The sequence below is a fragment of the Bifidobacterium callitrichos DSM 23973 genome (genome assembly GCF_000741175.1).
Taxonomy (GTDB): domain Bacteria; phylum Actinomycetota; class Actinomycetes; order Actinomycetales; family Bifidobacteriaceae; genus Bifidobacterium; species Bifidobacterium callitrichos.
Genome location: NZ_JGYS01000014.1, coordinates 1 through 26,339 on the forward strand (window position 1 = coordinate 1; position 26,339 = coordinate 26,339).

Consider the following 26,339-nt stretch of genomic DNA (forward strand, 5'->3'; position numbering starts at 1 on the left):
CACACGTCTCGAAGGCGTCGGCCGCGACCGACCTGCTCAGGCGACATCGCCGCCGCGCACCACGACGTCGCCCGCCGCGTCGCCGAAGGCTCGATGGTCCTGCTCAAGAACGCCGACGCCATGCTTCCGCTCGCCGCCGGCACGTGTCTCGCCGTGATCGGCGACATGGCCACAACCCCGCGATTCCAAGGCTCCGGCTCGTCGAAGGTGAACGCCACGCGTGAGGAGAACATCCTCGACGCGTTCAAGGCGCGGGAATCCGCCGCCGGCACCGACTCGCCGTCCATCACCGTCGCCGGCTACGCGGCAGGCTACGGCCGTCAGGGCACCGCGAACCAGACCCTGATCGACGAGGCCGTCGCGCTCGCCTCCCGCGAGGACGTCGACGTCGCGCTCGCCGTCGTCGGCCTCGACGAACGCAGCGAATCCGAAGGCCTCGACCGCTCCACGATGGCGATCCCGCAGGTGCAGAACGACCTGGTCACCGCCCTGACCGCCACCGGCAAGCCGGTCGTCGTCGTGCTCGTCGCCGGCTCGCCGGTCGAACTGCCGTGGCACGACAGCGTCGCCGCGATCCTGTACGTCGGCCTGTCCGGCCAGGCGGGCGCGTCCGCCACAGTGCGCGCGCTCGCCGGAGAGGTCAACCCGTCCGGCCATCTCGCCGAAACGTGGGCCCTGCGCTACGACGACTGCCCGTCCGCCGGCTGGTATCCGGCCGTCGGTCGCGACGCGATCTACCGCGAAGGCCCGTTCGTCGGCTACCGCTACTACGAGACCGCGGGCGTGCCCGTCCGCTTCCCGTTCGGCTACGGCCTGTCCTACTCCACGTTCACGTACGACGCGATCGCGCTCGCCGCCGACGGCTCCGGCGTCGACGTCACCGTGACCAACGACTCCGACGTGGCCGGTTCGACCGTCATCCAGCTGTACGTGAGCGGCCCGTCGCGATCGGCGGTGTCCGGACGGACAGCTGCGTCCGGCGTGCTGCGTCCCGTGCGCGAGCTCAAGGGGTTCGCGAAGGTCGCGCTCGCGCCGCACGAGACGAGGACCGTGCGCATCGCCTTCGACCGCTACACGTTCCGTCATTTCGCCGCCGCTGCCGGCACGTCCGGCACGTCCGGCGCAGGGGAGTGGCGCGTCGAGGCGGGCGATTGGACGATCGCCATCGGCCCGGACGCCGCGCATCTGCCGCTGACTGCGACCTATACGATCGCCCTTCCCAAGAACGGCGACGCCGAGGCGCACGCCGACGGCACGCTGTTCGGCATGCCGATCATCACCCCCGAGGCGGCCGCGTTCCAGTCCGCCACAGACCCCGCGCTCGGCCACTACCTCAACGGCGACGTCAAGCACGTGACCGACGCCGAAATGACCGCGCTGTTCGGACATGAGGTCATCGCCCCCGGCAAGCCTGCGGTACTCGGCGTCAACGATCCGATCTCCTCGTGGGCGTCGTCGCGTGGATTCGTCGCGCGCACCATCGCCAACACGCTCGCGAAGCGCGAACGCACGGTGCGTGAGAAGACGGGCGCGCCCGATCTCAACACGCTGTTCATCCTCAACATGCCGCCGCGCGCGATGAGCAAGATGACGCAAGGCATGGTCGATTCCGCGATGGTCGACGCGATCGTGAAAATCGGCAACGGGCGTACGTTCCGTGGCTTGGGATCGCTGATCTCCGCCTACTTCCGCAACCAATCCGCCAACAAGCGCACCGCAAAGGAGCTGAACCATGAGTGATACGACGAACCCCACGCCCACGCAGGCCCCCACGCCCGCCGAGCTCGCCGCGATGGGCCCGGTCCGCCGCTGGATCGCCACCCATCCGACCATCTGGGAGTTCATCCTGTTCAACGTGCTGTCGAACATCTCCACGATCGCCCGATTCGTGGTCACGTGGATCGGCACCGCGGTGTTTGTCGGCGCGCTGGGACTTACCGCGCCATTCCACTTCCTGATCTTCAACTATCCGGAAAGCGGCAACGGCCTGGGCGGATTCCTCACGTTCCTCACCGCCGAGGTGCTGGCGCAGGTCGTCAACTTCTTCGTGCAGATGAAGTGGGTATTCAAGTCCGATTCCAGCTTCCGCGACGCCGCATGGAAGTACGCGATCCTCGCCGTGGTGATCGTCGTCGTCAACCTCGTGCTGCCCGGTTACGTGACCGCGCTGTGCCAGGGATTGGGCATGAACGCCGGCATCGCAGGCACGATCGCCTCCGTGGTCAACACGCTGCTCGCCGTGGTCGTCAGCTATCCGATCCTCAAGTTCTGGATCATGCCCAAGACCAAGTAGGGTCAGTCGGGTGACCCGTTTTCTGGCTCACGGGGGATCTCTCCCCCAGTCAGCTTGGCGCTGACAGCCCCCTCGTCAGAGGGGGCCGACTACTGTTCACGGAATGAGGACGGTCAAGGTGAACCAGTGGTCCTCGGCGTGGATCGACACCTCGCCGCCGTACTGCGCGGCGATGTGTCGGATCGACTTCACGCCGAACCCGTGCCGCGACTTGTCCTGTTTCGTGGTGCGCAGGTTGCCCGCCGCATCTCGGCTCAGCGGCGTCGAATCGTCGAAGTAGTTCTCGACGCGGATCACCGTGAACGCGCCCTGCCGGTACAGGGCGAGGCGGATCAGCCGCTGCTGAGGGTCCGCGAGCCGTGACGTCGCCTCGATCGCGTTGTCCAGCGCATTGCCGAACAGCGTGGCGATGTCCATCGACGACATGTTCGATTTCGCGAGCAGCGACCCGTCCGCCACGGCGGTGAACGTGATGCCGCGTTCGTCGCACGTGCGCGTCTTCGTCGTCAGGATCACGTCGAGCACCGGATTGCCGGTGTGCTGCTGTGCGCTGTACTCCGCCACGGATCGCTCCAGCTGCTCGAATCCGGCCGCCGCATGCTGCGGATCGACCTCCGCACGCAACGCGGCGATCTGATGCTTGAGATCATGAGCGAGTCGTCCGATCGACTCGAGATTCTCCTTCGACGCCAGATACTCCTGATGCTGGCTCTCCAGCTGCGCGTTGATCGAGGCGAGCTCCATGTTCGCCGCGAGCCGGCGCGCCTGCTCCTGCTGCGCGTACAGGATCGCGAAACCGCAGAAATCGACCAGCGTGCGGATGTAGAACACCTCCTGACCGATGCGCCCGGAGAACGGCGTGTTCGTCGAGACGAAACTCAGATTGCTCATCGCAAACGTGACCAGCGTGATCGCCACCGTGCCCACCGCCAGCTGCGGGGTCACGGTAGTCTGCTCGTCACGGCTGAAATTGCCGCGTTCCACGAGCCACGCGACGCCGAAGCACACCGCATACACGACGATCAGTGTCACGAGGGAGACCGAGATCGACACCCATTGCGGCAGATCGTCGACTCCCGTGGCCGCACGCAGGAACGTCGCCAACTGCCAGTGCAGCGACGCCACCAGCTCCGCGAGCACGAACGCGCGGGCCCCGATGTACAGGCCCTCGCGCTTGCCGGTTCCGGCCCCCAGCAGCACGATCGCGAACATGCCGCCGAACGCGAGCAGCATGCCGATGATCCAGAACCAGATCGGCATCATGCCGTCAAAATACTGGATCGCGATCATCGCCGGCAGACCGATCGACGCGACTGCGACCGTGCGGCGCATCGACACGCGGTGGTGGATCACCGCGAGGTACATGACGCACGCCAGCCATTCGCACGCCGCCGTATACAGGCGCGGGATGTCCGGCAGGGCGTTCGTGATCGTGTTCATCGTGTTCATCGTGTCCATTAGGCTGTCCGTCACATGCCGCCGGTGCCGCCGGTCCTGCCGGTTGCACCGGTACCGCCCATGTACTCGGCCAGCGCGGTCATGAACGCCTTCTTACGCGGGCGACTCACGCGCAGGCGCTCGCCGTTCGACATCACGCAGTCCTGATCCTCCATGCCGCGCACATGCCGCAGATTCACCAGATAGCACGAGTTCGAGCGGAAGAAGTCACGCGCCTCCAGCCGCTCCTCGAACGACTTGAGCGTGCCCGTCACCGACAGCTTCCCGTTCAGCGTGTGGATGATGATCGTGTGCCGGATCGACTCCACATAGAGCACGTCCGCCAGCTCCAGACGCTGCTGGCGCCCGCCCGCCTCGATGAGCATCGCCTCATCCGCACGCCGACGCACCATGTCGATCGACCGCTTCATCTCCTGCTTGAACGCGAACCACGGCACCGGCTTCAGCAGATACGACAGCGCTCCCACCTGATAGCCGTTGATCGCGTACTGCGGTGCCGCGGTGATGAACACGATCACGACCGAATCGTCGCGCTCGCGGATGCGCCGCGCCGCCTCCATGCCGTCCATGCGCTTCATCTCGATGTCGAGCAGCAGGATGTCATACACCGGCCGGTACTGTTCGACGATTCTCTCGCCGTCGTCGAACACGGACACGGTGAATCGCACGCCGTCCACGTTCTGACCGGGCTGCCCGCCGTCCTGGCTTTCCGCCTGATAGCGATTGAGATAGTCCAGCACCTGCTGGCATGCGGTGGCGTCGTCCTCGACCACCCCGACACGAATCTCGCGCATGCGAACCTCCCTCGCGCATCCCTCGCATCCCTACGCTTCGATTGTATCGGTTGATCTTCATCTTCGTTACCTTAACGTGATGAAATGATCGCCATGTTGAAATAGCATGCTGATACTTTCCCGGAAAAGTATCAGCATGCCTTGCTGAGGTTTTCGTGATCATTTTTTTGATCGGGGTTATTGGACATATGATTCCATTGGTGATACAGGTAAAAATACAGTGACTTCTAATCCACCTCCACGTCGGGGATGCATAACCAAATGTCCATGATGCATCATCACAATTTCTTTCACTATAGATAATCCTAATCCATGATGTTTAGTGGTAGGCTCTGTATGTATGTTTATTCTATTGCCATTTCCTCTATTAAAAGGGGACAGTAATTCGTCCATATTTGTATTGGAAAGATCGATTCCGGTATTGGATATTTGCAACATTGCGTAAGTCTTACCTTCGTATGTACCATTGCAACATACTTTTACCCATATTTGCGGATGAATGGGCTGATTGTGCTGTATGGAATTTGATATTAAATTTGTGACCATCTGTTTGATCAGAAGCCTGTCGGCAAGGATATGAACATTTTCAAGATCAACGAGAATCTGTATGTCCTCTGTTATGAGTTCTTCATTTTCGTGAAGAACTATACGAATTATTTCGGAAATATCAATGCGGCTTAGATCGGTAAGATCTAGTTGCTGTATTTTCGACAGTTCTAGTAGGTGATTGACGATTTCAGCTCCAGAACGATTCGATTCTAAAGCTTTTTCTACAAAAGGTTGGCATTGCTTATCAAAAAGATGATTGTGCAATGGAATTTCCAATGCTGTATAAGTGGCTGCAAGTGGATTCTTCAACTCATGTGAAGCATTCGCAATAAACTCCTTCTCTCGTGCGATCGCATTGTTGAGATCCTCTAACATAAGATTGTATGCTGAAGCAATAGTGTACGCCTCATCATTTTCATATGAAATAACGATAGGTTGTCTTTCCAATCCAGCGTCAGAGGCGGTAATCTGAGAGGCCACGCTATTGATTCTTCGTTGTGTCTTAGTGGTAATAATCCAAGTTATTCCTCCAGATAATAGTCCAAAGGCAATGATGGGGGCTATGCTTATCGCTAATATCAGATCCCTGGTTATTTTGTCTCCTTGTTCCATAGTTAGCGTTAAAGCGTCTTTACTGGAGTCATATCCAGCGGAAACGTAATCCTTGTCGGCTTCGGGAGGAATGGCTTGCGAATTCAAACTATGTTGTTCATCGGCCTCTTCTGCCTGGGTAAAAGATTTATTTACGGTCACCGTTTCCAGTTGCCGGTTCACGACATAATACGTCATGGCAGTCACCACTCCAGTAAGCATGAAGAATGCGATGACGATCGTGGTGACCAATCTTCTTCTTGTAGACCACTGGAACGGTAAATGCGGTTTCGGATGGCTGGAATGGTTCTCATTCAACGAAGGGTATTCCAGCTTTTTCATGATATGCGATATCCTTGCCCGGGAACGGTCTCAATGAAATCAGTAATTCCGATTTTTGTGCGAATCGAATAGATTGTGGTCTTGACGATTCCTCTCGTATGAGCATGATCATCCTGCCAAATCTCACGATATAGGCGTTCTGCGCTAATCACCGCACCTCGCGCCTCAATCAGCGTCCTCAATACGGCAAGTTCTCGTTTTCCAAACTTTAGTTCTGCGCCGCGAACAGTGATGGATCCGGTTCTGAAGTTCGCAGAAAAGTCACCCCGGTTGTAGACCATGTCATTCACCATGCCCAAACGTCGCCGCACCGCATTAACTCTGGCCAGCAGTTCGGCGTATTCAAATGGTTTCGTCAAATAGTCATCTGCACCAAGATCAAGCCCGTTGACTATGTCTTCGGTTTGAGACGCTGCGGTTAACATGAGAATGTGTATGGGATCACGCCGTTCGCTTAACCTCTTAGCGATTTCGTCACCATGTATTCCAGGAAGATCGCGATCAAGTATCAGCATGTCCCACTCCCCGGGATTCAGCTCCTCCAGAGCATCCCGACCATCGTAAACAGCTTTTGCCTCAATCTCTTCCATGGAGAGTCCCATCCGTACCACATCAGCGAGATTGGCGTTGTCTTCGACAATTAGAACCTTCATTCGGCCAGCTCCTTTCGCGAAACAATGCGCACACCATAGCATTCGCACCCAACTTGGTCAGAAATCGGTCAGGTTCAGTCAGTAGCGGGTCAAAACTCATCTCGCCAGCCATACACGTCGTAGCTTTGACTCCGGCTGGACGGACTTCCCCGTGGCATCCTCTTTTGCAAGAGAAAGGAAACAACATGATGAACATGAAGAAAAGAGTCATGTCCGGTGTACTTGGCGCAGCACTTGCCTTGACCGGATTTGCCGGTATCACGGCGCCGGCGATGGCAGTGGTCGGCAACGGCTCATACATCAATGCAGCAAAGAATCTCACTTGGGCTAACGCATACAACACAGCAGGGAACAACGGATACGCACGAGCTGAAGTCGGACGTATCGTGAATGGCAAGAAAGTCGTCTACTACAACGGCTGGAAGCACGGATACGCTTATGCGTCCTCCACCGCTGGATCCTCTTGGTACGCCCGCGGAATGCTGAAGTAACTTTCATACTGTGCTGGCATTCCATTCGATAGCTATTCGTATGGGACGCCAGCACTTTCTTTTTATGCATCAGAGTTTTGAAAGGGACGCATATGTCAAAAGATACGTTGCGCGTGGTTGCGGCTGCCGGTGTGTTGTCGGTGGTGTTGGGTTTGGGGGCGTGTTCGATGTCTGGTTCCGGGAATGCCGGCGCGTCGAACGGTGGTTCCTCCTCCTCGTCTTCGTCGTCTTCGACATCGGCGTCGTATGAGGCGGAATTGAAGCAGGCGTTGCAGTCGGCGTCGAACGATTTCGAGCGCGGTGTGTTGGAGCGCGCGGTCAAGGCCGGCAGGATCAGCGAGTCGGATTACCGCGAGGCGAACGAGAAGTACCAGGAATGCATGGCCGCCAAGGGTTATGACGTGGAGTTCGACACGGACCAGTCCACCGGGTTGATGCAGGAGCACATGAACACAGACGACAACTACGATTCGGCCAAGGCGAACGAGGACAGCATGGCGTGCGCAAAGGGCACGAACCTGCAGATCCGCGATCTGTACGAGCGAATGGCGCAGAACCCGTCGAACGCGGACGAGATCGAACTGGTCGTGGGTTGCCTGAAACGACGCAAGCTGGTGCCTGATTCGTTCACGAAGCAGGATTACCTGACCGAGATGGACAAGCCCGAGGGGTCGTCGAAGCTGGACACGTCGTCGGACGCGTTCTCACAGTGCCTGGCGAACCCGAGCAAGTAAGAGGGGAGTGGCGTTCGTGTTTCGATCGAAGACGAAGGATGGCCGCAAGCGTCGGCGGGTGGACGGTGTGGGATTCGTGGCGGCGTGTATGGCTGCGTGTCTGGCGGCGGGCATGGGCTTGGCCGTGGGGGTGGAGCGGATGGTGACGCCACCGTCCCTGTCGGCTTCCACGGATGCGGGGAGTCTCGCGTTGGGATCGGAGGAGTTCGATGACGCGCGTTCCCTGAACGTGGACGTGACGACGTCGCCGGCCAGCGGGGTCACGTTCCCGGTGTCGGGCAGGGTCACGTTCGCGTCATGCCCCGCGGACGGCGTGGTGCGTTCGGGTTCGCACGAGTACGACGTGGACGGCGTCCCCTTGGTGAGCCTGCATACCGACACTCCCCTGTATCGTGATCTGGCGTACGGGGACAAGGGCGACGACGTGAAGGCGCTGCAGAACGAGTTGACCGCGCTCGGCTATGGCGGTTCCCGGTCGGGCGTGTTCGACCGGGCCACATGGGCCGCGTGGCGGCGCCTGTATGCGGCGAACGCCGGCACGGCCGCGGCGGCGGCTGTGGTCCAGCAGGGCGCGTTCTCCCGCGCGTTGGCGGTGTGGCTGCCCGCGCAGGCGATGAGCGTGTCGTGCACGGCGTCGCTGGGTTCGACCGTGACCGGGGATTCGACGGATTCACCAGCGTTCCGCAGCATGGCTGGGGTCGCGTCGGTCAAGGCCGCGTCCCTGCCGGATGGCCGCATCCAGGGCGATCGCGTAGTCGAGATCAACGGCAGGGACTATCCCATCGGCGACGACGGCATCGTGTCGGATACGGCCGCATTGCAGGCGATGGCAGGATGGTCCACGTACACGGGCGCTCGCAAGGACGACGAGGACACCACGAGCGTGACCGTGACCTACAAGCTCAAGAAGCCGATCGGCGTGTACTCGGTGCCCGCGTCCGCCCTCACCGGGCTCAAGGGCAGCGAGGGATGCGTGGTCTCGACCGACGGCGCAAGCGTCAAGGCGCATGTGGCCGGCAGCTCGTTGGGGCGCACGCTGGTCACGATCGACGGCAAGGCGCCCGCGCGCATCAAGGCCGATCCGGGACAGGCGGCGTGCGATGCGCGTTGACCTCGACCGCGTCGGCCACCGGTACGCCGACGGCCCGCTCCTGTTCCACGGCCTGACCGCAAGCCTCATGCCCGGGCATGTATACGCGCTGACCGGGCCGAGCGGCGCGGGCAAATCCACGCTGCTCGGCATCATCGCCGGCTGGACCACGCCCGCCGAAGGCCGGGTGACCTGCCACGGCATCGACTCGATGCGCTGGATCTTCCAGAACCCGCACGGCGTGGCCCAACGCACCGCGATCGACCACGTCAGTCTGCCCCTGCTTGCCAAGGGACTCTCTCGCCACGAGGCCGAGGAACAGGCACGCACGCTCATGGACCGGTTCAACCTGACCCGGGTCGCCGACCGCAGGTTCGCGGAACTGTCTGGCGGCGAGGCCCAGCGACTCATGCTCGCCCGTGCATTCGCGGCCCAACCATCGCTCATGCTCGTGGACGAACCCACCGCCCAGCTCGACATGCACACCGCGTCCACGGTCAGCGAATCCCTCTCCCATATCGCTCGCAACGACACGATCGTCGTGGTCTCCACACACGACCCGAACACGCGCGACGCGTGTACCGACATCATCGACCTGAAGAACTACCAATGAACCACACCACGATGCAAGCAACCTCCGTCATCTCCGAGGCATGGCGCTCCATCACCAGCGGCGCCGCCCGCCTCGCCCCGGCTGTCCTCGCCCTAGCCCTGACCGCCGCCGGCATGGGCGTCATGGACATCGCCGCCGGCTCGGCCATCCTCGACCAGGCAAGCGCATACCGTCAATCCGGTGCCAACATCCTCGTGCTCAACGCGCCCGACGGCATCGACGCGGCATCCTGCGAACGCCTTGCCAGCCTCACGGGCGTCCAGGCTGCCGGCGCGATCCGAGAAACCGATCCGCTCACTCTCGCCGCTCTTCCCGACACCACCACGCCCCTCTACCAGATCACCCCGGGACTGGCCAAACTCCTCGACACGAAACAGGGCACGAACACGACCGGGCTGATCGCATCCCAACAAGTCGCCGAAACGCTCGGCACTTCCACCGGCGGCACGATCGGCCTCGCCGACGGGCGCACCGCGCGCGTCAAGGGCGTCTACCAATACCCCGACGACGGTCGCACTCCCGGATACGCGTACGCGCTCATGGAGGAAACACCCGCCACTGGCACGTTCGACGCCTGCTGGGCCAAGACCTGGCCGCAAACCGACCAGACCCGCAACGCCCTATGGTCAACCCTCACCCCGAACGCGAAAACCACCGGCAACGACGCGCCCACCCTCGGCCAGCTCAACACCACCAAGGGCGACGGCTTCGACGGACAAACCCTCTACCGGCAACGCTCCACACGCATCCTGCCCGCCTTCGGCGGGCTCATCGCCCTCGCCATCGGATACCTGCTCATACGCGGCCGTCGACTCGAAATCGCCTCCGCACTGCACTGCGGCGTTCCTAAACCCGCGCTCGTCACGCAGATCATCATCGAAACCGGCATCACCATCCTGCTCGCCACCGCCATCATCCTGCCAATCGACATGACCACCGCCAGACTCCTCATCGACACCACCGATCGAACCGCCGTCACCCTCAACGCCATCCAAACCACCATCACCACCATCACCGCCTACCTGCTCGCCACCGCCATCACCACCCTCAGCATCAAAGAACGACATCTCTTCACCTACTTCAAAGAACGTTGAGATAGTTCGATGATCTTCACTTCCGGGATTGCCGTTTAATGTAATCAGGGGCGCAAGGTGCTCGTTGAAATGTGCCCGCTTGCTTCCATGCCCGCTTCCATGCCCGCAGTTCGTCAGTGATTTTACGCCGTAGCATCCTTGTTCTCCTTGCAGATGGTGATGGTGTGGCGATTTCCCTTATAAGAGCAGTGCTTAGGGCGCCGTATGTGCAAAATGCCGCAGTTCGAATCGGCGTTTTTGTGCAAAATGCCGCAGTTCAAAATGGCGTTTTTGTGCAAAATGCCGCAGTTCGGGGGAGTGTGATCGGCGATCCACCTCGGATCAGCAGACGCAGTCCAAGCGGTCGAGTGGCGAATCTCAATCGCAATCCGGGAAACAGGACCGAACCGAGCGCCGCCGCAACCGGTACGCAACCATAGCGTTCCTGTGCGCGATCGTGGGGGTGGCATACCCGGCGATCGCACCCGCTGCGTGGGTCGACCCGCGTTGGATACCGGCGGCCCCCGTCGTCACGGCGCTGTTCGCGCTGCTCGCCATCTCGATCTATGTGCGCAATCGCAGGAACGGCGGTCTGGTCCGTGCGATCATCGCGCTGCTGTGCGCGGGCGGGCTGATGAGCGGGATGATCGAAACGAGCCACGGGTCGATTGTCGTTCACCCGCTCGACGGCATGAACATCTCCGTGCCGGGCGTTATCGACATCACGGCCTCGCAGGGTCCGCAACCATCGGACGGCGAGACCCGTGACACCGTGATCCACGACAATGAGATCGTGCTGATTTATGAGCGGGTGCCGGGGCCGGCCGCGGTGTAGTCGTCCCAGTCGTCCCAGTCGTCCCAGTCGTCCCACAGCCGTCCGGGTTTCGGGGGTGGAGCTTCACCGTTTGTTCGTTTCGGGGCGTTACTCTGGTGCGCATGGAACTTGAGCCGTTGGTCAGCATCATCATCCCGATCTACAAGGTTGCGCGGTTCCTCGACGCATGCGTCGAGAGCGTGACGGCGCAGACCTACCGCAATCTGGAGATCCTGCTCGTCGACGACGGATCGCCCGACGAATGCCCTGCGATGTGCGACGCGTGGGCCGAACGCGACTCGCGCGTACGCGTCATCCACAAGCCCAACGGCGGCCTGTCCGACGCGCGCAACGCCGGCATCGCGCATGCCACCGGCGACTACATCTACTTCGCCGACTCCGACGACGCCATCGCGCCGAACCTCGTCGAGGACTGTCTCGACGCGATGCGCAAGTATGACGCCGACCTCGTGATGTTCAAGTTCGACACGATCTCCGAGTCCGGCAAGACGCTGCTGTCCGACTACCGTCACAACGATTTCGACCAGGTGCAGGTGCTTACGCCGGTCGAGGCGATCAAGATGCAGGTCAAGGCGGAGATCGACGGCTATTTCTGGGCGTTCCTCGCGCCCGCGTCGACCTATCAGGGCACGGGATTCTCGTTCCCCGTAGGCCGCAAGATCGAGGATCTCTCGCGCATCTGCAACGTGATCGGCGCCGCGACGCGCGTCGTGCGCATCCCCGAGGTGCTCTACCACTACCGCATGCGCGGCGGGTCGATCACCGCCACCGCCGATCCCAAGCTCATGCGCGACTGGATGAAGGCCGCCGACGATCGCGAGGAGTACATCGACGAGCGATTCCCCGAGCTCAAGGGGTTCATGAAGCTCCAGCAGCTCAACTTCTTCGCGAACCTCGACTACGAGACGATGCGTCAGTCGCTGATCGCCGGACTCAAGATCGACCCCGAGGACGCGGACGCCCTGCGCCGGCGTATCGACGGACTGCGCAGCGACGTCGAGAAGGATGACAGCGAGACGATTCCGGACGCGCTGCTCGAACTGCTCGGCATTCTGAAGCTGGCCGTCGCCAACGGGGTGAACGGGCTGGTCGAGGGCGCGGCGATGCCGGTGGGTGCCGTGCCGGTTCGGCCGGGCGCCTCCGGCGGCTCCGTCGCCTCCGGCGCGGGGGCGATCGAGTCGACGGGGAAGGACAAGTCGGATGGATCGGATGAGAGGCCGTCGCTGTCCGACCTGTTCCGCGACATGCGCGAGGACTGGCGTCAGATGCGCATCCAGTGGGTCGACGCGATGCAGAATGCGGTCGAGGAGCGTCAGCGGGATTGAACGGCTCGGCTCGGCTGGGTTGGCTCGGTCAGGTTGGCTCGGATTGGCGTCGGTCGGCGTTCGGCGTGATGTGTGATTCGCGTCACGTCGAGTAGCCGATTTTCTGTGTGCGACACGCCGTTGCGTTTGCGCAAAACGCTTGCGAAAGCGCTTTCCTTGATTCGGTCGATAAACCGTGTATAGTGAAGCGCAGGCTCGACGGAGGAGTCCGGAGGGTCCGCAATAAGTAAACGCCGAGGTTTGCGGTTTACCGGATGTTGCAGTGATGCGGCGGAAGGTGACGAACGGATCAAAGCACAGAAAGTAAAGCAACCAGTAATCCCTTTACAACGGATCGTGAGGCACGTACCTGCCTCTGAAAGGATGAACAATGGCAGAAGTTATCTTCGACCACGTCACTCGTATCTACCCGGGCAACGACAAGCCCTCCGTGGATGATCTCAACCTCGACATCAAGGACGGCGAGTTCCTCGTTCTGGTCGGCCCCTCCGGCTGTGGTAAGTCCACCACCCTGCGCATGCTGGCCGGCCTCGAGGAGGTCAACAAGGGCCGCATCCTGATCGGTGATAAGGACGTCACCACCATGCAGCCGAAGGACCGCGACATCGCAATGGTGTTCCAGAACTACGCGCTGTACCCGCACATGACCGTTGCCGACAACATGGGCTTCGCCCTGAAGATCGCCGGCACTCCGAAGGAGGAGATCCGCAAGCGTGTCGAAGAGGCCGCCAAGATCCTCGACCTGACCGAGTACCTCGACCGCAAGCCGAAGGCTCTGTCCGGTGGTCAGCGTCAGCGTGTCGCCATGGGCCGCGCCATCGTGCGTAAGCCGAAGGTCTTCCTCATGGATGAGCCGCTCTCCAACCTCGATGCGAAGCTCCGTGTCCAGACCCGTACCCAGATCGCCGCTCTGCAGCGTCAGCTGGGCGTCACCACCCTGTACGTCACCCACGACCAGACCGAGGCCCTGACGATGGGCGACCGCATCGCCGTCATCAAGCTCGGCATCCTGCAGCAGGTCGGCGCCCCGACCGAGCTGTACGATCGCCCGGCCAACGTCTTCGTCGCCGGCTTCATCGGCTCCCCGTCGATGAACATCAACGTGCACCCGGTCGTCAACGGCAAGGCCCAGATCGGTGAGGACACCGTGGACCTGCCGGCCGACGCCGTCAACAAGCTCACCCCGGAGGACGGCGGCAAGATCGTCGTCGGCTTCCGTCCGGAGGACGCTTCCCTGGCTCCGGCCGATGACCCGAACGCCTTCTCCCTGAAGGTCGTGAACGTTGAGGACCTCGGCTCCGACGGCTACATCTACGGCAACATCATCACCGACGGCTCCGCCGCCGAGGAGGCTCAGGTCATGTCCGACCAGAACAAGCTCACCACGGTTCGTGTGAACCCGCGTGCGCTGCCGAAGGTTGGCGAGACCGTCAAGATCAAGATCGATCCGGCCAAGATGCACCTGTTCGCCCCGTCCACCGAGCTGCGCCTCAACTGAGACCGGCTCCACGCCAATCGCTTCCGGTAGTCGGCTGCCGCCGGTTCGGTCCGCGCGACCGGCCGGCGGTGTCCGCCGGGTTCGCGATTGCCGATTACAGACTTGGCCGAACAGCTGTTGGTTCGGTCAACCATTAAACGAGACGTCTCTCTTCCTCTCTATTCCGTCTCGTTGAAGAAGCCCCGCTATGTTGCGGGGCTTCTTTTTTGGGCGCGATGTTGGTGTTATGTCGCGTTGCGCTGCGGTGTGGCGCGATGTGGCGCCCATGTTTCCTGTGGGGTGTCCCATGTTTCCTGTGGGGTGTCCCTGTCTCCCAAGGGGTGCCCCCTGTCTCCCGTGGGTGCCCTTGACGCGGTTTCCCATGGTGTAGTTTCCGGTACCATCGCGCGGTGTCTTTCCCATGAAGCGGTGAAATCCCCATGACGCGGTGACGCAAAACGGCGGAATCATGCGGTTTTAGGAAAACGGCTCACCGCGTCATGGGAAAGTCACCGCGTCATGCGTGCACAGACCGCGCGATGGAAGGGCATCGGAGCTTCGTGGAGGGTGCGCATGTCACCATGGAGGGGCGCATGTCACCGTGAGTTGTTACAGTGCCAATGAAAACTGAATAACGAATTTTTACGCCGTGTATCGTGCGCATCATGCACTTGGCTTCTGTGGTACGGGAGCCGACGTGTTGCATGCGTCGATGGGTTAACAAGGCGTGACCGCATAGTCGTGCGGCACGTTTGCGAACCATCCGATCCGATACCGGGGGATTGCCAGCAACGAAGCCGTGCGGCCCTGACCAGCGTAAGGAAAACCGATGAGCCGACTCAACGGCAATAGCAATGGCAACGCAACAAACGCACCACATGGCAACGTAACCGGCGGCAACGCAACAGGCCCCAAGTCAACCGTCAATACCTCCCATCGGAATCGCCCCGATAGGCCCGGTCACCCCGGTTCCGACGATTCCGCCACGCCCGTACCCGTTTCTGACCGCATCGGTAGTCTGTTCGCTGCCGTCATACGCCTGTGCCGACGTGTGCCGATGCTGCCGGTCGTGATCCTCTCCGCGATCCCGATCGCATTGCTGTGGGACGCGAAGCCGTGGGGTTCGGCGCCCTGGGTGAGCGCCCTCGCAACCCGCATGAGTATGAGTATGGGCAGCGGCGACGGCGTGGCCTCCTCCAGTGCGATGCCGTTCCCGCCCGATCCGTCGATCGGCCAGTGGATCGTCGTCGCGCTCGTCGCCTACACGGTCGTCGATACCGTGCGCGGCATGATCGACGACATCCGCCACGGACAGGTCGGCGTCGATCTGCTCGCCGTGATGGCATTGCTCTCCACCCTTGCGGTTGGCGAATACTGGGCCAGCTGGGCCGTCGTCCTGATGATCACCTCCGGCGAGGCGATCGAGGAATACGCGCAATCGAAGGCCGAAGGCAACCTGAACGCACTGCTTCAGGCCGCACCGCGCACCGCGCACGTCTCGAACATGCCCGGCGTCGGCGAGGGAACCGGCGACTCCTGGTTCCAGACCGTGCCGGTCGATCAGGTGAAACCCGGCGACGTGATCATCGTGCTGCCGGGGGAGACCGTGCCGGTCGACGGCGAGCTGCTCTCCGGTTCCGCCACGCTCGACCTGAGTGCGATCAACGGCGAACCGGTGCCACGCGAGGTGTACGCCGGCGCGCGCGTCATGTCCGGCGCGGTGAACGGCGCGACCACGCTCGCGATGCGCGCCACCGAACTCGCCGCCGACTCACAGTACCAGCGGATCATGGCGCTCGTCTCCGAGGCTCAGGAATCACGCCCCGCGGTCGTACGCGCCGCCGACCGACTCGCCGTGCCGTTCACCGTGCTCTCGCTGCTGATCGCGGGCGTGGCATGGGCGGTATCCGGCAGCCCGACGCGATTCGCACAGGTGCTCGTGCTCGCCACCCCCTGCCCGCTGCTCATCGCCGCGCCGATCGCGTACATCGCGGGAACAGGGCGACTCGCCGCCGCCGGAATCCTCATCAAAACGCAGGATGTGCTCGAATCGCTGGGGCGCGTCACGCAGATCTTCTTCGACAAAACCGGCACGCTGACCGTCAAGCAGCCGCAGGTCGTGCGCGTCGAACTTGTAACGAGCCCTCGCCCGCGACTGGACGAGGACCACGTCCTGATGTTCGCCGGCGTGGTCGAAAGCTACTCGGTGCACGTGCTCGCCAAGGGCATCGCCGCGGCCGGACGCGACGCGATCGAACGCCTCCACGCCCGTTACGCCGCCGGACAGCGCGCCTGCCCGGAACCTGAGGCGAGCTGGGCGGGGCATGGCCGCGATTATCCGGTCGTCAAACACGTCGAGGAGATCGCAGGCAAGGGCATCGTCGCCGAGGTCAACGGCCACGCTGTGCGCGTCGGACGACTCTCCTTCGCAGCCGCCGGCGACGACGGCTTCCTGTCCACCGGGTCTGGGTCCGGTCTGGGTCCGGGCCTTGGTTCGGGCTTTGGCTCGGGGATGCAGCAGCCGTCAGCACTCGCCGCCGCGGCTGGCCAGTCCGACGCCTCGGCCGATGCCCAAGCCGGCCTGCGGCGCACCCGCTTCGGCGCGCTCGCGGCGGACGAGATGGCCTCGTACGTGTCTGTCGACGGGTATCTCATCGGACGCATCGTGCTGCGAGACGTGCCGCGCGCCAACGCGCGTGAGACGCTTTCCGGCCTACATGCGCTGGGGGTCGAGAAGCTGACGATGCTCACCGGCGACAAGCGCACCTCCGCCGAGATCATCGCCCGCGAGGTCGGCATCGACGAGGTGCACGCCGAACTGTTCCCCGAGGACAAGGTCGCCGCGGTGCGTGACGCCCACTCGCCGGTCACGATGATGGTCGGCGACGGCGTGAACGACGCGCCCGTGCTCGCGGCGGCCGGCATCGGCGTCGCGATGACCGACGGCACGTCCACCGCCGCGTCGGAAAGCGCACAGGTCGTCATCATGAACGACGACATCGCCGCCGTGCCGCGTGCGATCGCCATCGCCCGGCGCACCAGGCGCGTGATGCTTCAGGCCGTGATCCTCGGTCTCGCGCTCGCCGTCGTTGGTATGGTCGCGGCCGCGTTCGACCTGATCCCGGTCGTCGTCGGCGCCTTCCTGCAGGAGGGCATCGACGTGGTGAGCATTCTCTGGGCCCTGACCGCCGTCCTCGACCGTGAGTGAGGAGCCGACAGCGAGCCGCCACCGGCCTCCATCGATCGCATCTCGCCCGGATGGCGGGTCTGGATGGCGTCCGCGGCTCATTTCTTAGGCACATTTTGCATTTCTTAAGCAGGTGGCCGTTGTGCTGGCGGTCAAGTGTCGGCTTAAAGTGACCATTTTCCAAGGTGCCATCCGATCGATTCGTTGAATGACCTGCCTAAGAAATGCAAAATGTGCCTAAGAAATGTGAGGAAGACGGCTCTTCCGCGATTCGCCGGCCTGCGATACCCTGTAAGGCGTGACTGAATCTTCGAATACTGCTGAAAACACCGCGAACACTGCGAACGAACTGCGCATCGCCGTGATCGGCGCCGGCCCCGCCGGCGTCTACTCCTCCGACATCTTCCTTCGCCAGCTCAAGAAGCTCGGCACGGAACTCGGCCTCGGCACCGAGGCCCGCATCGACCTGTTCGAGAAGCTGCCGGTGCCGTTCGGCTTGGTCCGCTACGGCGTCGCCCCCGATCACCCGTCCATCAAGTTCATCGCGTCCGCACTCGAGAAGACCCTCGACAACCCGGACATCCACCTGTACTGCGACGTCGAATTCGGCAAGGACGTGACGCTCGACGACCTGCTCGCGCGCTATGACGCCGTGCTCTTCGCCACCGGCGCGGTCAAGGACAAGCCGCTCACGATCCCCGGCGCCGACCTCGACGGCGTGTACGGCGCGGCCAAGTTCGTCGAATGGTATGACGGCTACCCCACGGGCGCGCGCGAATGGCCGCTGACGGCCGAGAACGTCGCCGTGATCGGCGGCGGCAACGTCGCGATGGACGTCGCGCGTGAGCTCATGCGCAACGCCGACGACCTGAAGGCCAAGACCGACATTCCGGACAACGTCTACGAAGGCATTCAGAACAACAAGGCCAAGGTGCTGCACCTGTTCATCCGCCGTGGCGTGGCCCAGGCCAAGTTCAGCGTGCAGGAGCTGCGCGAGATGGAGAAGCTGCCCGGCGTGCAGCTCATCATCAACGAGGACGACTTCGAACTGGACGACGAGACCATCGAGGTCGCCGGCCAGGACAAGCTCACCCGCCAGATGGTCGAGGAGCTGTTCGCCATCCGCGAGATGGCCGAGGACATGGAGGACGACGGCGACGTCGACTTCGAAGGCAACCCGGCCGACCGCAAGTACTACGTCCACTTCAACTCCGCCCCCACCGAGATCCTTGGGTCTGACGGCAAGGTCAAGGCGATCCGCGTCGAACGCACCGAAACCGGCGCCGACGGCAAGATGCACCGCACCGGCGAGTTCACCGACTACCCGGTCGAGGCCGTGTACCACGCGATCGGCTACAAGCCGGCCGAAGCGCCCGGCATCGCCTACGACGAGCACGGCGCGCACCTCGCCAACGCGAACGGCGACGGCCGCATCACCACGTCGGCTGACGGGGGAGAGGTGCGCGAGCGCCTGTACGCCACCGGTTGGGCCAAGCGCGGTCCGGTCGGCCTGATCGGCTCGACCAAGTCCGATGCGCTCGCGATCGTCACGAACATGCTCGAGGACCTCGCCAAGGCCGCTGAGGGTGGTCGCGTGGCCGCCGATCGCGACCCCGAGTCGATCGATCGACTGCTCGCCGAGCGCGGTATCAGGCCGATCGACTTCGCCGGCTGGAAGAAGGTCGACGCCTTCGAACGCGCCGAGGGCGCCAAGGAGGGTCGCGAGCACAAGAAGGTCGTCGAACCCGACCAGATGCGCGAGCTCGCCCTCGCCTGATTCGCTCGCTCTGATCCTATAGGATCCGCCGATGATGTGCCCCTGTGGCTGCTTGGTGCGGTGGATCCTGTAGGATCGGACGTTTTGTTCCCCGTCAGTGTGGCGTAGTTTGGTCGTTCACGTCTGGCGTACGTCCAGCTAAAACTCAGCTCGTGAATTTAGTGTGTGCCTTATGGACGGCAAATTGCGAGTGCACGGCCATTTCAATGGCCTGAAGACGACCCTCCTGTTCGGGTTGATGTGGGGCGTCATCATGCTCATCTGGTGGGCCACCGGCGGCTCACGAGGCACCCTCGGCATCTATATCGTCATCGGACTGGTCACCACATTCGGCTCCTATTGGTTCTCCGACAAGCTCGCCATCGCCTCGATGGGCGCACGCGAGGTCAGCGAGGCGGAGGCCCCCACCCTGTACAAGATCGTTCGGGAGCTGTCGGCCAGGGCTGGAAAGCCGATGCCGCGCATCTACATCGCGCCGACGATGAGCCCGAACGCATTCGCCACCGGGCGCAACGAGCGCCATGCGGCGGTCTGCTGCACGCAAGGCATCCTGCGCATCCTCAACGAGCGCGAGATCCGCGGCGTGCTCGGCCACGAGCTCATGCACGTGTACAACCACGACATCCGTACCTCCGCGATCGCCTCGGCGATGGCCACCGTCATCACGTATCTTGGCTACTCCCTCATGTACTTCGGCGGCGGCACCTCGCGCGACGAGCGCGAGAACTCCTCCGGCGGACTCGGGCTGATCGGCGTTCTGCTGAGCATGATCCTCGCGCCGGTCGCGGCATCGCTCATCCAGATGGCGATCTCCCGCACGCGCGAATACGATGCCGACGAGGACGGCAGCGTGCTGACCGGCGATCCCGAGGCACTCGCCTCCGCGCTCAACAAGATCTCCTACGGTGCGCAGACCACGCCGATGCGCAAGACCGCCGGCACGCAGTCGGTGTCCGCGATGATGATCGCGAACCCGTTCTCCGCTGCCGGTTTCTCCAAGCTGTTCTCCACGCACCCGCCCACCGAGGATCGCATCGATCGCCTCATGCAGATGGCGCAGGAGATGCGCGCCGCGCAGGCCGGACAGGTCTACGGCGGCATGGGAGGCGGCATGGGAGCCGCGCCTCAGGTGCGCTACTAGGTGACTAATTACAGCGTCAACTGTCAACTGCGTTGTCTACCGTGTGTCCACGGAAGCTATTAAAACGCCTCAACAATGACGAAGACCGTTGGAATTCCAACGGTCTTGACTGGAGCGAATGACGGGAGTCGAACCCGCCTCTACAGCTTGGGAAGCTGTCGTTCTACCGATGAACTACATTCGCGAAGGGTGCGTCTTTTGGACGCGAGCCACTAGTGTACCACGGCGGTGAGCCGTGGTGCCGGCCGTCTCATTAAGCGGGACGCCCTCAGTTCTCAGGTCAGTTCTTCAGCTCGAGCTTAGGGCTCATCTCGATGAGCTGCTTGACCGTCACGAACTCATAGCCCTGTGCGCGCAGATCATCGATGATGCGCGGCAGCGCCTCGATGTCCTGCGTGCGATCGCCGCCGCCGTCGTGCATGAGCACGATCGCGCCGTTATGCGCATGCTGCATGATGTTGTCGTGGATCGCGTCCGCGCCCGGACGCTTCCAGTCGAGCGTGTCGATATCCCACAGCACGTTCATGTCGATCAGATCGCCCGCGTCCTTCCACTGCTGCACGCCGAACGCGCCGTAGGGGGAGCGCAGCACCTTCGTGTCGACGCCCGAGGCCTCCTTCGTCGCCTCGAATCCCTTCGTGATGTTGTCACGCAGCGCATCGCGATTCAGCTTCGGCATGTTCGGGTGATCGTAGCTGTGGCTCGCCACCTCATGCCCTTCGGCGACCATGCGCTTCTCGGCCGAGGCGAATTCCTTCGACTGCTGCCCGAGATCGAAGAACGTCGCCTTGACGCCCTTCGACTTGAGGATGTCGAGCATCGGCGCGCTGTACTTGCTCGGTCCGTCGTCGAACGTCAGGGCGATCACCTTCTTGCCTTCCGGGCGCGGACTGTACGAGCGCACGATCATGTCCTCGGGCTTCTTCGTCACGCCCTTGTCGACCTTCTTGCCGGACTTCTTGCCGACCCACGTTTCGGCGACGCCGTCCTTGCCGTGGCGCAGCCGCATCTGGATCGCGCCGCCCCTGAGATCGACGTCTGCGCCGTACGGTTCGGCGCGTTTGATGACGGTATGCGCTTCGGTCACGTCCGCGCCCGAGTCGACGGTTACGTCCGCGTGATCCGGCACGACCATCTTCGACCAGTCCGATTCGGGGATGGCCTGGCCTCCGATGGCCGGCACGACCGCCTTGCCGCCGTGCTCGTCAAGCACCGAGCCGTCGATGGCGAGCAGGCGGCCGCGTTTGGCGCCGAAATCATCGTTCTTCTTGAGCAGTATGTCGAGCGTCGTGTCGACGCGCGTGCGGACGACCTGATTGTTGACGGTCACGTTGATCGGACGCCAGTGGTCGTCCCACATCCAGGAGAATCCGGCGGCGAGCCCCGCGATCAGTCCGAGTGCGAGGATGACGAACATGGTGCGCATCCACAACGGCATGCGACGGCGCATACGGACCGCGGTGCCGAAGGACAGCTCCTCCGGGGCGCCGGGGGTTCCGGGAGTGCCGGCGTCCCCGTCGGAGGGGACGCCTTCGGGGATCTGCGCGCCACGGGAATCCCGCGTGTTGCGGGTCGGCCCATTCCATGCGTTGGGATCGTGCGAATCGTGCATGACACTCTCCTTAACCGTGCTTATTACCGTCGCTCATTCTATGGTTGATTGGTGTGCGCAGGTAATCCGAAAGTAATGCTTTTGCGTAGATTCGTAAGGTTGTTCAAGCGCGCAAAACGGTGGTATGAAGCCGAAATCGAGGGGTAATGCGGGTGTGAGCGTTCACTAGGATTTCACTAGTAATACGGCGGACGGCTGTCGATGCATGGCGATCGTCATCTAATGAACGCGTCGGTGATCACTATGTGATCGACGGACGGCGTGGCAGGCGTCGCACTGTGCATTGCGACCCCTCACTGTGTAAAGTGTCTGTGAGGCAACGCACATATGATTTGTGAGCGACGCGTGAAGCCGCGTCACCGCGACGCGGGATAATGTAATCATGACTATCGCAACGCCAGAACGCTATGCAGAGATGCTGGATGCCGCCCGTCGCGGCGGCTATGCCTACCCCGCGATCAACGTGACGAGCACGCAGACCCTGAACGCCGCTCTTCAGGGCTTCGCCGAGGCCGAATCGGACGGCATCATCCAGGTGTCGGTCGGCGGTTCCGCATACTTCTCCGGACAGGCGGTCAAGAACCGCGTCACCGGATCCCTTGCGTTCGCGGCGTTCGCGCACGAGGTGGCCAAGCAGTACCCGAACATCACCGTCGCGCTGCACACCGACCACTGCGCCGAGCAGTACCTCGACGAATGGGTCCGCCCGCTGCTTGCGTACGAGGCCGACGAGGTCGCGCACGGCAAGGAGCCGACCTTCCAGTCGCACATGTGGGATGGCTCGACGGTGCCGCTGGAGCGCAACCTCGACATCGCCGAGGAGCTGCTCGACAAGTCGCAGGCCGCGCACACCGTGCTGGAGATCGAGATCGGCGCGGTCGGTGGCGAGGAGGACGGTCAGTCCGCCGCGATCGATGACAAGCTGTACTCGACGCCGGAGGACGGCGTGAAGGTCGCACAGCGTCTGGGATTGGGCGAGCGTGGTCGCTACATGGCCGCGTTCACGTTCGGCAACGTGCACGGCTCGTACAAGCCGGGCATGGTCAAGCTGCGTCCGGCGCTGCTCGGCGAGATCCAGAACGAGGTCGCGCAGGCGGTGCTCGACGGTCGCGTGGCGTCCGCCGCGGGTGCCGTCGACTTCCCGGCCGGCAAGCCGTTCGAGCTCGTCTTCCACGGCGGCTCCGGCTCGACGCCCGAGGAGATCGCCGCCGCGGTCTCGTACGGCGTCGTGAAGATGAACGTCGACACGGACACCCAGTACGCGTTCACGCGCGCGATCGCCGGTCACATGTTCGAACACTACGATGCGGTCCTGAAGGTCGATGGCGAGGTCGGCAAGAAGAAGTTCTACGACCCGCGCTCGTGGGGCAAGAAGGCCGAGTCATCGATGGCGCAGCGCGTCGTCGAGGCATGCCAGGAGCTCGGCTCCGCCGGCCGCGCCCTCAAGTAGCGTCTCAAGTGAGACTGCGTCGGGGGCGGGTAGAGGGCGTACGGTAGGCTGTTTCGCGGCGGAATCGAGCGTATGCGGAGGTGCGTTATGCCTGGAATTGTGTTGATCGGTGCCCAGTGGGGAGACGAAGGTAAGGGTAAGGCAACCGATCTGATCGGCACGAAGGTCGACTATGTCGCGCGTTTCAACGGCGGCAACAACGCCGGCCACAGCGTGGTTGTGGGCGATGAGTCCTACGCGCTGCATCTGCTGCCCTCCGGCATCATCAACCCGAACCTCACCCCGGTGATCGGCAACGGCGTCGTCGTCGATCCTGAGGTCCTGTTCCAGGAGATCGACGGCCTCGAGGCCCGCGGCATCGACTGCTCCCACCTCAAGGTGAGCGAGGCCGCGCACATCATCGCGCCGTATCATCGCACGCTCGACAAGGTCACCGAGCGCTTCCTCGGCAAGCACAAGATCGGCACCACCGGTCGCGGCATCGGCCCGGCCTACGCGGACAAGATCAACCGCGTCGGCATCCGCGTGCACGACCTGTTCAACGCCGAGCACCTGCACGACAAGGTCGAGGCGAGCCTGCACCAGAAGAACCAGATCCTCGTCAAGCTGTACAACCGCCGCGCGATCGACGTCGACCAGACCACCGACGAGCTCCTGAAGCTCGGCGAGCGTCTCAAGCCGTACGTCGCCAACACCGGCCTGATCCTCAACAAGGCGCTCGACGAGGGCAAGACCGTACTGTTCGAAGGCGCGCAGGCCACGATGCTGGACGTCGATCACGGCACCTACCCGTTCGTCACCTCCTCCAACCCGACCGCCGGCGGCGCATGCACCGGTACCGGCGTCGGCCCGACCAAGATCAATCGCGTGGTCGGCGTCTCCAAGGCGTACGTCACCCGCGTGGGCGAGGGCCCGTTCCCGACCGAGCTGTTCGACGAGTCCGGCGAGTGGCTGCGTCAGCAGGGCCACGAGTTCGGCGTGACCACCGGCCGTCCGCGTCGCTGCGGCTGGTTCGATGCGGTCGTCAACCGCTACGCCAGCCAGGTCAACGGCCTGACCGATCTGGTCCTGACCAAGCTGGACGTGCTCACCGGTCTGAAGGAGATCCCGATCTGCGTCGCATACGACGTCAACGGCGAGCGTCACGACGACATGCCGACTGATCAGGCCGCGTTCGCCGCCGCCAAGCCGATCTACGAGACGATGCCGGGCTGGACCGAGGACATCTCCAACTGCCACAGCTTCGACGAGCTGCCGGCCACCTGCCAGGCGTACGTCAAGCGCCTCGAGGAGCTGTCCAACTGCCGTATCTCCGCGATCGGCACCGGTCCGCAGCGCGATCACATCATCTCCATCCACTCGCTGATCGACTGATTCGACTGCGCAGGCCGCGGCCGATCGCCGACTGGACGTGAGTCACATGCCCGAATATTTCGCCGAACCGGATCCCTCCACGCAGGAGATGACCGCCGCGCACGCGCGCTCGTACGCGGTGGCCGCACCGCATCCCAAAGGGGCGGCCGCGGCCGAGCGACCTCCGCAGATTCCGCTCGCGCCGGTCAAACGCGTGCAGGCGCAGTTCAATCCACTCGCCGACGGCATGATCTATCTGGTCGTGTTCCTGGGCGGCGCGATCGGCACGGCGATGCGGTACGGCCTGTCGCTGGCATTGCCGGCTCCGGCGGCGGAAACCGGGTTCTTCAGCGCGTTCCATACGGCCACGTTCATCGCCAATATGGCGGCCTGCTTCATGTTCGCCGCGCTGACGGCGTACATGTCGCAGGCGTCGTGGATCCGCAAGCGTGTGCGCCAGCTCACCTCGCGCGGCATCGGCATGGGCATGTGCGGCGGATTCTCCACCCTGTCCGCGATGGTCATCGAGGAGCTGACGTCGATCCACGGCAGTCAGATCGGCGGATTCCTGTTCTACATGTTCGTCAGCTTCGCGGTCGGCATGCTCGTCGCCGCGGCCGGCGCATGGCTCGCCACAAGCGTCGCCTCGCGTCGGTCGGCGCGCATCGCGGCCGGTGCGATCAATGCGCGCGCCGGTCACAAGGCGCCGAAGTCGAAGCGCTTCTTCGGGCTGGGAGATCGCATCGCCGACGATCCGGTCGTGCACGTCGTGGATGACACGTCGTCCGTGTTCATCGACGTGCGCTCCTCCACTCCGCCTGCGGGTGACTACGGCCAGCCCGTCCCCGCCGCACGCACCGTGCAGACGGGCGCGGGCGCGGCCGGCGGGGTTCCGGAGTCGATTCCGGATGCCACGGCGATCCCGTCATACGAGCCCGCTCCGATCACCGACGAGATCCCGATGGTGGGTGATCCCGCCACCGGAGGCACACGCGAATCGCACCCCGAGAGCGGTGTCCACGGTGCTGCCGCCGGCAACGAGCGCACGTTCCTGTACCGAGACGCGGAGGAGTGGCGCTGATGACGTTTCTTCTGGTATGCCTATGCGGCGGACTCGGCGCGATGACCCGTTTCGTGGTCAACACGTCGATACAGCGTTGGTGGAACAGGTCGTTCCCGTTGTCCACGTTCGTGATCAACGTGATCGCCACGTTCTGCGCCGGCATCGCCGCTGGCGCCTATGCGAAGGGCGGTGTCGTCGACCACAGCACCTACCTGCTGTTCGTCACCGGTTTCCTCGGCGGATTCTCGACCTTCTCCACCGCCATCAACGAAATGGTCTTCCTGCTGCGCACCCGCAAGTGGGCGATCGGCGCCGCCTACATCGCCGCCACGATCATCATCCCCCTACTCTGCGTAGCCGCCGGCTGGTGGATAGTCTCCCTCTAGCCACCAGCCCTTGCCCCTTGTCCCCTAACAAATTCGCACTGACGTCTCGCAC

General features: G+C 62.9%; 21 protein-coding genes, 1 tRNA gene and 1 pseudogene. 17 read left to right on the forward strand and 6 right to left on the reverse strand.

Annotation, left to right across the window (positions count from 1 at the left end; translation table 11 throughout):
• Both BCAL_RS07985 and BCAL_RS07990 read left to right on the forward strand, forming a co-directional pair.
• A pseudogene (locus BCAL_RS07985) lies at positions 1-1,740 on the forward strand (glycoside hydrolase family 3 C-terminal domain-containing protein); the annotation flags it as partial.
• A complete protein-coding gene (locus BCAL_RS07990) occupies positions 1,733-2,293 on the forward strand; it encodes a GtrA family protein (protein ID WP_043166213.1) in 561 nt (186 codons plus the stop codon). The pseudogene BCAL_RS07985 and the gene BCAL_RS07990, both read left to right, overlap by 8 nt.
• A 96-nt stretch (positions 2,294-2,389) precedes the next feature.
• On the opposite strand, the gene BCAL_RS07995 is transcribed toward BCAL_RS07990, so the two are convergent.
• The 4 genes from BCAL_RS07995 to BCAL_RS08005 all read right to left on the reverse strand — a co-directional run bounded on the left by BCAL_RS07995 (position 2,390) and on the right by BCAL_RS08005 (position 6,680).
• Positions 2,390-3,733: a GHKL domain-containing protein gene (locus tag BCAL_RS07995; RefSeq protein WP_420796824.1), complete on the reverse strand. Its 1,344-nt coding sequence runs from the start codon at positions 3,731-3,733 to the stop codon at positions 2,390-2,392.
• Between the two features lie 29 nt (positions 3,734-3,762).
• Positions 3,763-4,545 (reverse strand): LytR/AlgR family response regulator transcription factor, encoded by a 783-nt coding sequence (locus BCAL_RS08000; protein ID WP_052119185.1) that lies wholly within the window; start codon positions 4,543-4,545, stop codon positions 3,763-3,765.
• 177 nt (positions 4,546-4,722) lie between these two features.
• On the reverse strand, positions 4,723-6,027 hold the full coding sequence (locus BCAL_RS12805; RefSeq protein WP_081887379.1) for a sensor histidine kinase: 1,305 nt from the start codon (positions 6,025-6,027) through the stop codon (positions 4,723-4,725).
• Positions 6,024-6,680: a response regulator transcription factor gene (locus BCAL_RS08005; RefSeq protein ID WP_043166211.1), complete on the reverse strand. Its 657-nt coding sequence runs from the start codon at positions 6,678-6,680 to the stop codon at positions 6,024-6,026. The genes BCAL_RS12805 and BCAL_RS08005 overlap by 4 nt, the downstream gene beginning before the upstream one ends.
• Positions 6,681-6,865: 185 nt before the next feature.
• Between BCAL_RS08005 and BCAL_RS08010 the strand changes: the two genes are divergently transcribed.
• The 11 genes from BCAL_RS08010 to htpX all read left to right on the forward strand — a co-directional run bounded on the left by BCAL_RS08010 (position 6,866) and on the right by htpX (position 20,423).
• Positions 6,866-7,171 (forward strand): hypothetical protein, encoded by a 306-nt coding sequence (locus tag BCAL_RS08010; RefSeq protein ID WP_043166209.1) that lies wholly within the window; start codon positions 6,866-6,868, stop codon positions 7,169-7,171.
• Between the two features lie 167 nt (positions 7,172-7,338).
• Positions 7,339-7,905, forward strand: a complete 567-nt coding sequence (locus tag BCAL_RS08015; RefSeq protein ID WP_238549670.1) for a hypothetical protein — start codon at positions 7,339-7,341, stop codon at positions 7,903-7,905.
• 88 nt (positions 7,906-7,993) lie between these two features.
• The gene (locus BCAL_RS08020) at positions 7,994-9,016 is read left to right on the forward strand and encodes a peptidoglycan-binding domain-containing protein (RefSeq protein ID WP_238549671.1); all 1,023 of its coding nucleotides are present in this window, start codon (positions 7,994-7,996) and stop codon (positions 9,014-9,016) included.
• Positions 9,006-9,608 carry an ABC transporter ATP-binding protein gene (locus BCAL_RS08025; RefSeq protein ID WP_043166205.1) on the forward strand — a complete coding sequence of 201 codons (603 nt, stop codon included), beginning with the start codon at positions 9,006-9,008 and terminating at the stop codon, positions 9,606-9,608. The genes BCAL_RS08020 and BCAL_RS08025 overlap by 11 nt, the downstream gene beginning before the upstream one ends.
• Complete coding sequence (locus tag BCAL_RS08030; RefSeq protein ID WP_043166202.1) at positions 9,605-10,702, forward strand: hypothetical protein; 1,098 nt, start codon at positions 9,605-9,607, stop codon at positions 10,700-10,702. The genes BCAL_RS08025 and BCAL_RS08030 overlap by 4 nt, the downstream gene beginning before the upstream one ends.
• Positions 10,703-11,138: 436 nt before the next feature.
• Entirely contained in the window at positions 11,139-11,516 is a 378-nt protein-coding gene (locus BCAL_RS08035; protein ID WP_152600364.1) for a hypothetical protein, read from the forward strand.
• Between the two features lie 101 nt (positions 11,517-11,617).
• Complete coding sequence (locus BCAL_RS08040; protein ID WP_043166295.1) at positions 11,618-12,841, forward strand: glycosyltransferase; 1,224 nt, start codon at positions 11,618-11,620, stop codon at positions 12,839-12,841.
• A gap of 370 nt (positions 12,842-13,211) precedes the next feature.
• Positions 13,212-14,339, forward strand: coding sequence for an ABC transporter ATP-binding protein (locus BCAL_RS08045; RefSeq protein WP_043166197.1), 1,128 nt, complete (start codon positions 13,212-13,214; stop codon positions 14,337-14,339).
• A gap of 1,036 nt (positions 14,340-15,375) precedes the next feature.
• Positions 15,376-17,526: a heavy metal translocating P-type ATPase gene (locus BCAL_RS08050; RefSeq protein WP_052119184.1), complete on the forward strand. Its 2,151-nt coding sequence runs from the start codon at positions 15,376-15,378 to the stop codon at positions 17,524-17,526.
• Positions 17,527-17,803: 277 nt separating this feature from the next.
• Entirely contained in the window at positions 17,804-19,282 is a 1,479-nt protein-coding gene (locus BCAL_RS08055; RefSeq protein WP_052119183.1) for an FAD-dependent oxidoreductase, read from the forward strand.
• Positions 19,283-19,454: 172 nt separating this feature from the next.
• Positions 19,455-20,423, forward strand: a complete 969-nt coding sequence (gene htpX, locus BCAL_RS08060; RefSeq protein WP_043166195.1) for a zinc metalloprotease HtpX — start codon at positions 19,455-19,457, stop codon at positions 20,421-20,423.
• A 110-nt stretch (positions 20,424-20,533) separates the two neighbouring features.
• Here the strand turns inward: htpX and BCAL_RS08065 are convergent.
• A tRNA-Gly gene (locus BCAL_RS08065) sits at positions 20,534-20,607 on the reverse strand.
• Between the two features lie 96 nt (positions 20,608-20,703).
• Positions 20,704-22,035 carry a polysaccharide deacetylase family protein gene (locus BCAL_RS08070; protein ID WP_238549672.1) on the reverse strand — a complete coding sequence of 444 codons (1,332 nt, stop codon included), beginning with the start codon at positions 22,033-22,035 and terminating at the stop codon, positions 20,704-20,706.
• 379 nt (positions 22,036-22,414) lie between these two features.
• Between BCAL_RS08070 and fbaA the strand changes: the two genes are divergently transcribed.
• The 4 genes from fbaA (at position 22,415) to BCAL_RS08090 (ending at position 26,287) form a co-directional block, all read left to right on the forward strand.
• Entirely contained in the window at positions 22,415-23,485 is a 1,071-nt protein-coding gene (gene fbaA, locus BCAL_RS08075) for a class II fructose-bisphosphate aldolase (protein WP_263390626.1), read from the forward strand.
• Positions 23,486-23,572: 87 nt separating this feature from the next.
• A complete protein-coding gene (locus BCAL_RS08080; RefSeq protein WP_043166193.1) occupies positions 23,573-24,859 on the forward strand; it encodes an adenylosuccinate synthase in 1,287 nt (428 codons plus the stop codon).
• Between the two features lie 46 nt (positions 24,860-24,905).
• Positions 24,906-25,919 (forward strand): fluoride efflux transporter FluC, encoded by a 1,014-nt coding sequence (locus BCAL_RS12320; protein WP_052119182.1) that lies wholly within the window; start codon positions 24,906-24,908, stop codon positions 25,917-25,919.
• Complete coding sequence (locus BCAL_RS08090) at positions 25,919-26,287, forward strand: fluoride efflux transporter FluC (RefSeq protein ID WP_043166192.1); 369 nt, start codon at positions 25,919-25,921, stop codon at positions 26,285-26,287. The genes BCAL_RS12320 and BCAL_RS08090 overlap by 1 nt, the downstream gene beginning before the upstream one ends.
• The last annotated feature ends 52 nt before the right edge of the window (positions 26,288-26,339 follow it).

Excerpts from the sequence above, each read along its gene's own strand:
- BCAL_RS08020 (WP_238549671.1), top strand. The coding sequence starts at position 7,994 with ATGGCTGCGTGTCTGGCGGCGGGCATGGGCTTGGCCGTGGGGGTGGAG.
- htpX (WP_043166195.1), top strand. The coding sequence starts at position 19,455 with ATGGACGGCAAATTGCGAGTGCACGGCCATTTCAATGGCCTGAAGACG.
- BCAL_RS08040 (WP_043166295.1), top strand. The coding sequence starts at position 11,618 with ATGGAACTTGAGCCGTTGGTCAGCATCATCATCCCGATCTACAAGGTT.
- BCAL_RS08010 (WP_043166209.1), top strand. The coding sequence starts at position 6,866 with ATGATGAACATGAAGAAAAGAGTCATGTCCGGTGTACTTGGCGCAGCA.
- BCAL_RS12805 (WP_081887379.1), bottom strand. The coding sequence starts at position 6,027 with ATGAAAAAGCTGGAATACCCTTCGTTGAATGAGAACCATTCCAGCCAT.
- BCAL_RS08030 (WP_043166202.1), top strand. The coding sequence starts at position 9,605 with ATGAACCACACCACGATGCAAGCAACCTCCGTCATCTCCGAGGCATGG.
- BCAL_RS08025 (WP_043166205.1), top strand. The coding sequence starts at position 9,006 with ATGCGCGTTGACCTCGACCGCGTCGGCCACCGGTACGCCGACGGCCCG.
- BCAL_RS08080 (WP_043166193.1), top strand. The coding sequence starts at position 23,573 with ATGCCTGGAATTGTGTTGATCGGTGCCCAGTGGGGAGACGAAGGTAAG.
- BCAL_RS08070 (WP_238549672.1), bottom strand. The coding sequence starts at position 22,035 with ATGCACGATTCGCACGATCCCAACGCATGGAATGGGCCGACCCGCAAC.
- BCAL_RS12320 (WP_052119182.1), top strand. The coding sequence starts at position 24,906 with ATGCCCGAATATTTCGCCGAACCGGATCCCTCCACGCAGGAGATGACC.
- BCAL_RS08000 (WP_052119185.1), bottom strand. The coding sequence starts at position 4,545 with ATGCGCGAGATTCGTGTCGGGGTGGTCGAGGACGACGCCACCGCATGC.
- BCAL_RS08050 (WP_052119184.1), top strand. The coding sequence starts at position 15,376 with ATGCTGCCGGTCGTGATCCTCTCCGCGATCCCGATCGCATTGCTGTGG.
- BCAL_RS08090 (WP_043166192.1), top strand. The coding sequence starts at position 25,919 with ATGACGTTTCTTCTGGTATGCCTATGCGGCGGACTCGGCGCGATGACC.
- BCAL_RS08045 (WP_043166197.1), top strand. The coding sequence starts at position 13,212 with ATGGCAGAAGTTATCTTCGACCACGTCACTCGTATCTACCCGGGCAAC.
- BCAL_RS07995 (WP_420796824.1), bottom strand. The coding sequence starts at position 3,733 with ATGAACACGATCACGAACGCCCTGCCGGACATCCCGCGCCTGTATACG.
- BCAL_RS07990 (WP_043166213.1), top strand. The coding sequence starts at position 1,733 with ATGAGTGATACGACGAACCCCACGCCCACGCAGGCCCCCACGCCCGCC.
- BCAL_RS08005 (WP_043166211.1), bottom strand. The coding sequence starts at position 6,680 with ATGAAGGTTCTAATTGTCGAAGACAACGCCAATCTCGCTGATGTGGTA.
- BCAL_RS08015 (WP_238549670.1), top strand. The coding sequence starts at position 7,339 with ATGTCTGGTTCCGGGAATGCCGGCGCGTCGAACGGTGGTTCCTCCTCC.